The organism is Thermodesulfovibrionales bacterium, from assembly GCA_035622735.1.
Taxonomy (GTDB): Bacteria; Nitrospirota; Thermodesulfovibrionia; order Thermodesulfovibrionales; family UBA9159; genus DASPUT01.
Genome location: DASPUT010000110.1, coordinates 1 through 4859 on the forward strand (window position 1 = coordinate 1; position 4859 = coordinate 4859).

At 51.7% G+C, this 4859-nt stretch carries 5 protein-coding genes and 1 rRNA gene; 2 read left to right on the forward strand and 4 right to left on the reverse strand.

What is annotated here, in order from left to right:
* A 23S ribosomal RNA gene (locus tag VEI96_06340) occupies nucleotides 1–343 on the forward strand; the annotation flags it as partial.
* 188 nt (nucleotides 344–531) lie between these two features.
* Nucleotides 532–1956 carry a sigma-70 family RNA polymerase sigma factor gene (locus VEI96_06345; GenBank protein ID HXX57602.1) on the forward strand — a complete coding sequence of 475 codons (1425 nt, stop codon included), beginning with the start codon at nucleotides 532–534 and terminating at the stop codon, nucleotides 1954–1956.
* A gap of 115 nt (nucleotides 1957–2071) precedes the next feature.
* Here VEI96_06345 and VEI96_06350 read toward each other — a convergent pair whose 3' ends face one another.
* The 4 genes from VEI96_06350 to VEI96_06365 all read right to left on the reverse strand — a co-directional run.
* Nucleotides 2072–3220 (reverse strand): Fe-S cluster domain-containing protein, encoded by a 1149-nt coding sequence (locus tag VEI96_06350; protein ID HXX57603.1) that lies wholly within the window; start codon nucleotides 3218–3220, stop codon nucleotides 2072–2074.
* A 76-nt stretch (nucleotides 3221–3296) separates the two neighbouring features.
* Nucleotides 3297–3890 carry an Rnf-Nqr domain containing protein gene (locus tag VEI96_06355; protein HXX57604.1) on the reverse strand — a complete coding sequence of 198 codons (594 nt, stop codon included), beginning with the start codon at nucleotides 3888–3890 and terminating at the stop codon, nucleotides 3297–3299.
* A 22-nt stretch (nucleotides 3891–3912) separates the two neighbouring features.
* A complete protein-coding gene (gene rsxE / locus VEI96_06360; protein ID HXX57605.1) occupies nucleotides 3913–4542 on the reverse strand; it encodes an electron transport complex subunit RsxE in 630 nt (209 codons plus the stop codon).
* On the reverse strand, nucleotides 4520–4859 hold a 340-nt coding region (locus VEI96_06365; GenBank protein ID HXX57606.1), incomplete at its 5' end, for an FMN-binding protein. The genes VEI96_06365 and rsxE, both read right to left, overlap by 23 nt.

Genomic DNA, 4859 nt, shown 5'->3' on the forward strand with positions numbered 1-4859 from the left:
GATTAAAGCGGTACGAGAGTTGGGTTCAGAACGTCGTGAGACAGTTCGGTCCCTATCTGTTGTGGGCGCAGGAGATTTGAGGGGAGCTGTCCTTAGTACGAGAGGACCGGGATGGACGGACCTCCAGTGTTCCGGTTGTCACGCCAGTGGCAATGCCGGGTAGCTATGTCCGGAAGGGATAAACGCTGAAGGCATCTAAGCGTGAAGCCCACCCCAAGATGAGATCTCCCGTGGAGTAATCCACCTGAAGGTCCGTGGTAGACTACCACGTCGATAGGCTGGAAGTGTACGTGCAGTAATGCATTCAGCTGACCAGTACTAATAGACCGTGCGGCTTGACCCTTATCTATCTCCCTTTTGTTGTCAAGGAAAAATCAGGGCCCCCCTTCCAAAGGAGGCCCTTTTTGTATAGCTTGGGGAACGGTCGTGTCAAGGAAAGGTTCGCTTTTTTCTTTTCCGAATTCATGACTTCTTCAATTCTTGTTTCTATGATAGTATTTAGTTATAAAAGGGATGGGATAAAAAGTAACGATGAGAGAGAGAGATATATTCGAAGAAATAATCGACTTGGGTAAGAGGCGTGGGGTTCTTACCTATGATGAGATAAACGATGCCCTTCCTTCGGAGTTCTTCTCGCCTGATGAAATAGAAGACCTCATGGACCTTCTCCAGGATATGGGAGTGAAGGTAGTTGATTATGAGGAAGCCCTGCCTCCTGAAGAAGAGGCGGAGGAGGAAGAGCTTGAGGAGTACGAGAAGACAGAGGACCTCGTTCAGGCCTATTTTCATTCCATGGGCGACATATCCATTCTCACGAAGGACGAGGAGACGGAACTGGCTAAGAAATTAGAGCAAGGGAGAGAAATCATAAAAAGCATCGTCACCGCCTTGCCCATCTACAAGAAGATGGAGGCCGTTCTTGATACCGGTGAAGACGAGGAACTTGCCCCTGAGGAAGAACGGCCCGATGAAGCGCTTCTCCATTCTGTGGCGCGGATAGAAGAACTCATGACTGCCGTGGCGTCTGAAGAGAAAAAGATATCCCGTTATGGCTCTCTGAAAGAACTGAAGAGGTCGATAACGGAAAAGAAGAAGAAGGGAACCCGCACAGAAAAACTCGATGCGCTCGCCAGAGAGATGCAGCAGGAGTATAAGAGGATTGAATCAGAGGTCGGCATCAAGATGCAGGAACTCAGGATTCTCTATGAGCGGATGTCGAAGGCCAAGGAGCTTGTTACCGAGGCGAAGAACGAGCTCATAACGAGGAACCTGAGGCTCGTCGTAAATATCGCAAAGAACTACGTCGGAAGGGGCCTGCCTTTGCTTGATCTCATTCAGGAGGGCAATATCGGACTCATGAAGGCTGTGGACAAATTTAAGTATGAAAAGGGTTTCAAATTTTCGACGTACGCCACGTGGTGGATAAGGCAGGCCATTACGAGGGCACTCATCGACCAGACGAAGACAATCAGGGTGCCGGTCCATATGATGGAATTTTATAACAGGGTGACGAAGGCCTCACGGGAAATTACCCAGCAGCTCGGGAAGGAACCGAGCAACGAAGAGATTGCGATAAAACTCGGCGTCCCTATGAGAAAGGTTGAAGAAGTCTTCAGGGCGATTCAGGACCCTATCGCACTTCAGACGCCGGTGGGGGACGAAGATACGGAACTGGAAGACTTCATCGGGGACAAGAACAGCCCCTCACCCTATTCTGATACCGAGAGAGTTGAGATCTCTGAACATATTCAGAGGGTATTGCGGACCCTGACCCCTAAAGAGGAAAAAGTAATAAGGATGAGATTCGGTATCGGAGCCGAAAGGGACCATACGCTCGAAGAGGTAGGGAGACATCTCTCCATTACTCGGGAGAGGGTTCGTCAGATCGAGGCAAAGGCGTTAAGGAAGCTCAAACACCCAAGCAGGTTGCGGGCACTGAAGATCCTGACGACTTGATTTCTAGAATAATTTGAGGAAAGCAGATATAGAGAACCTGCAAGAAATGCAGGTTCTTTGTTTATTGATGCGTTTTGCTTCTAAGACCGCCGCTCTATCCAGTCGGCCTTTTCCCTTAAGCGGCTACTGTCTTTTCCGCTTTCTTGGCAGCGGCCATCCGAAATACCTCACCGGCATTAAATGTGCCGTCAATCGCCTGGACAGGGCATTTTGCCGTACAGATACCGCAGCCGACGCAGGTATTCTTGTCTATGGCGTGTTTTTTCTTCGGATCACCCGACGCCGCATTTACCGGACATACCTTTGAGCATATCTGGCAGCCGATGCAATTGTCCATGACAAATGCCTTCGGTCGCTTGGGGATAAAATCCCTTATCGCATTCGTCGGACAGGGAGCAACACACAATCCGCATACCTTGCATTTGTCTAAGTCTATTCTCGACACGTTACTCGAAACCGAGGGAGCATCGAAGGGACAAATCTTCACGCATTTCCCGCAGGCGATGCAGCCGACCTGACAATTTTTCTTCGTATCGGCGCCCTTGTCTTTTGAATGACAGGAGACGAGGACCTGCCGCGAGGCCGGAAGAACCTCGATGACTCTCTTCGGGCATGCCTGCTCGCACTTCCTGCAGCCGGTGCATTTTGCGATGTCAACGACCGGCAGATGGTCATCGCTCATGGTGATCGCTCCGAAGGGGCAGACCCGCGCGCATGTTCCGTAACCGAGACATCCGTAAGCGCACGCCTTGTCACCGCCTCCTGCGAGAACAGCGGCGCGGCAATCCTGAACACCCTCATATTTGAACTTCTTAACGGACTTCGACCATCCTCCCTGACACATTATCCGCGCATAAATCGGTTCCCTCGCTTCGGCCTTCTTGCCGGTAATCAAGGCAACCGCCTCGGCGCCTCTCGCCCCGGCGGGCGTGCAGAGATTCGGCGGGACATCGGGATTATTCACCACAGCCTCCGCATACTGTTCACAGCCAGCATAGCCGCAGGCGCCGCAATGGGCATGGGCGAGGACGTCCTTCACTTGTTCCACCTTAGGATTTATCTGGACGGAAAATCTCTTTGCGGCAAAGGCGAGACCGAGACCGAACACGGCCCCCACGCCAGCGAGGAAGACCGATGTGAATTTGAGAAGGGGGATTACGTCGACATGTTCTTTCGCTTCGACCCCGCCGCCGACACCGGCGTAAAGCAAGGAAGCAGAGCAGATCATGAGGAAACATGCGAGGGAAACGGTCTTTCTTATCATCGAACCGCCTGGCATAATTATCGTACTGTTTATAATAACATAGTTTTGCTGGGAAAAGTCTCTCGCCCTCGCCCGCTCAAAGGGTAATCAAGCCCGAAAAGCCGGTAAAGGCGAGCGCAATCAGACCGGTGACAACAAAGGCCATAGGCAATCCCCTGAACGGGGCAGGGATATCGGCAAGCTCAAGCTTTTCGCGGATGCTCGCCATGATAATCAGGGCGATGGCGAACCCGACCCCCGAGCCGAACCCAAAGGCGAGGCTCTGAATAAAACTGTAATGTTCGCCCGCGTTAATGAGCGGGACGGCGAGGATGATGCAGTTCGTCGATATAAGTGCGAGGTAGATGCCGAGCTTATAGTACAAGCTCGGAGAGACTTTTCTCATGATGGTATCGGAAGCCTGAACAAATCCGGCCACAACCCCGATAAAAACGATAATCTTCAGGAACGTTATATCAAGAGGCACCATGATGTAGGTGAAGATGACCCAGCTCAATGAGGCGCTTATCATCATCACCGCCGTAAAAGTCACGCTCATCCCGACCGCGGTTTCCATCTTCTTCGAGACGCCGAAGAAGATGCAGAGGCCGAGAAACCGTGTGAAGACAAAATTATTTATCAGAGAAGCAGCGATAAAGAGTTCAAAAAGCTTGATGAATTCGTTGCTCATCCGTCACCTCCTCGAACGGTCCTCAGTGCGACGCAGGTGCACTCTTCTTGAAGAACCGCAGATCTATCCAGTTAAAGAACGCCATCAGTATCCCTACGGCAAAAAATCCGCCCGCCGGCAGAATCATCATGAGAAGGGGCTTTGTATTGACGATCGGGAAGCCCCAGAGAGAGCCCTTGCCGAGGAGCTCCCTGAAAAAGCTGATTACCGTGAGGGCAAAGAGAAATCCGAGTCCCATGCCGATGCCGTCGAATAGGGAAGGGGTTACCTTATTTTTGCTCGCGAACATTTCGGCCCTCGCAAGGATCGACGCAAAGGCGACGATCAGCTGGATATAGAGGCCCATCTGCTTGTACGCGTCCGGAGCAAATGCCGCCATGGACATGTCGGTCACCGTCACCCACCCCGATATGACGAGCATGAAAATGGGAAGCCGTATCTTGGGATGGATGAAATTTCTCATGAGCGCGATCGTGATATTCACCATCGTCTGGACAAAGAGAACGGCCACCCCCATCAAAACACCGTTCCTCAGGTTGTTCGTCACCGCGATGGAGGGACAGAGGCTGAGAGCGAGTTTAAATATCGTATTCTCCGCGATGATTCCATTTTTTATGAGGTCCCAGTAACTACCCCTGCTTGTGTCCGCCATGGTCAGCGCCTCCCTCCTTTATCGCCTTCATAAGAAAGGCGACTCCGTTCTTGACTGCATCCTCAGTAACAGCCCTGCTCGAGATCGTCGCGCCTGATATCGCCTGGATATAGTCTGTCGTCTCTGTCTTGAGGACTTTCAGGTGCGCCTCGTCCTTGCCCTGAAACTGGCCCTTAAAGGAATCCGTCTCGATTTCGTCTCCGAGTCCCGGTGTTTCCGCATGGTGGAGAATGTTTATCTTCTGCACCTTGAAGTCTTTGTCCACCGCTATGAGGGTATCGATGTAACTCGAATATCCCTTGCCGAAGGACTGTACG

Bases quoted from the DNA above. Each gene is read 5' to 3' on its own strand.
- VEI96_06355 (HXX57604.1), bottom strand. From the start codon at position 3,890: ATGAGCAACGAATTCATCAAGCTTTTTGAACTCTTTATCGCTGCTTCT.
- VEI96_06350 (HXX57603.1), bottom strand. From the start codon at position 3,220: ATGATAAGAAAGACCGTTTCCCTCGCATGTTTCCTCATGATCTGCTCT.
- rsxE (HXX57605.1), bottom strand. From the start codon at position 4,542: ATGGCGGACACAAGCAGGGGTAGTTACTGGGACCTCATAAAAAATGGA.
- VEI96_06345 (HXX57602.1), top strand. From the start codon at position 532: ATGAGAGAGAGAGATATATTCGAAGAAATAATCGACTTGGGTAAGAGG.